The sequence below is a fragment of the Micromonospora sp. NPDC048843 genome, from assembly GCF_040649965.1.
Classification (GTDB): Bacteria; Actinomycetota; Actinomycetes; order Mycobacteriales; family Micromonosporaceae; genus Micromonospora; species Micromonospora hortensis.
Genome location: NZ_JBEZGJ010000386.1, coordinates 1 through 1,156, shown reverse-complemented (window position 1 = coordinate 1,156; position 1,156 = coordinate 1). Strand labels below are relative to the sequence as shown.

1 protein-coding gene and 1 pseudogene are annotated in these 1,156 nt (G+C 70.5%); both read right to left on the bottom strand.

Features of this window, described 5'->3' with window-relative positions:
* Window positions 1-370 (bottom strand): annotated as a pseudogene (locus tag AB0C20_RS36300) (hypothetical protein); the annotation flags it as partial.
* Complete coding sequence (locus AB0C20_RS36295) at window positions 367-882, bottom strand: SigE family RNA polymerase sigma factor (protein ID WP_357189564.1); 516 nt, start codon at window positions 880-882, stop codon at window positions 367-369. The gene AB0C20_RS36295 and the pseudogene AB0C20_RS36300, both read right to left, overlap by 4 nt.
* Between the last annotated feature and the right edge of the window lie 274 nt (window positions 883-1,156).

Sequence of the window (1,156 nt, the reverse complement as noted above, 5' to 3'; positions counted from 1 at the left end):
TGCTGTCCGGGGACGCCGTCCGCGAGCGGGTCGATGGGCCGGGTGGTGTCGAGGGTGACGTCGTCGCCGGTGTGGGCGGTGTCGCCGGTGTGGGGATGACGCTGACCGACGGTGTCGGTGTGGGCCCGATGACCGGTGGGTCGCGGTCCGGATCGGGACCAATCCCGGTGATCGCCGCGATGCCCCCGGCGGCGACTGCCACGACCGCGGCGAAGGACAGCATCACCTTCGTCGTGGTGCGACGCCGGGCCCGGCCCACGATCACGTTGGCCGAGGGCGCGTTGAACGAAAGGTGGCCGGTCTCGGCGTACGACCGCAGCATGAAACCGGTGACGTCGTCTCGACCGGGATCCGGCTCCGCGGGTGTCACGACGTGACCGCCTCTCCGTTCGACGTTTCGCTCAGATGTTCCGCCAGTTTCGCGCGGCCGCGGTGCAGCCACGACAACACCGTGCCCTGGGGTACGCCGAGGCTGGCGGCTATCTCTGCGGTCGGCAGGTCGGCGATGTAGTGCAGCACGATCACCCGGCGCTGCCGCTCCGGCAGCGTACGCAGGGCGGCGACGAGCGCCACGTGGTCCGGCTGGACCCCCGGCACGGGCGGGACGAGGGGCTGACGGCGTAACGCGCGGGCTGCGACGGTGAGACGGCGAAGCCGGTTGGTGGCGAGGTTCCAGGCCACCCGGCGCACCCACGCCACGGGATCGTCGTACGAGGAAATGTCGCGCCACTTCTGCCAGGCCCGCAGGAACGCCTCCTGGCTCACGTCCTCAGCCTCGGTCCGGTCACCCAGATATGCGTGTATCTGCGCGCTGACCCGGCCGTACCAGGTCTGGAAGAACCGGTCGAAGGCGGCACGCTCATCCGGCTGGTCGCCCGGCACGGCACCTCCTACGCTCGCGGATCACCCAACACAGACACACGCCGGGCCGGCCGCTGATTGCACCTGGCCCGCGTGCAATCGACAGGACCGCCGCGGTGTGTCCTGGATAGAGCTTTCCCACCCACCACCCTGGAGGAACTCGTGTTCCGTACCGGCCTCGTCACGACCGTCACCGCACTCACGCTCAGCACACAGGCATGCGTGGCTCCCGCGGAGGACGTCGTCGCCACACCTGCCGCGACCACGACGGCGTCCCCGTCGGCGCCGTCGACGC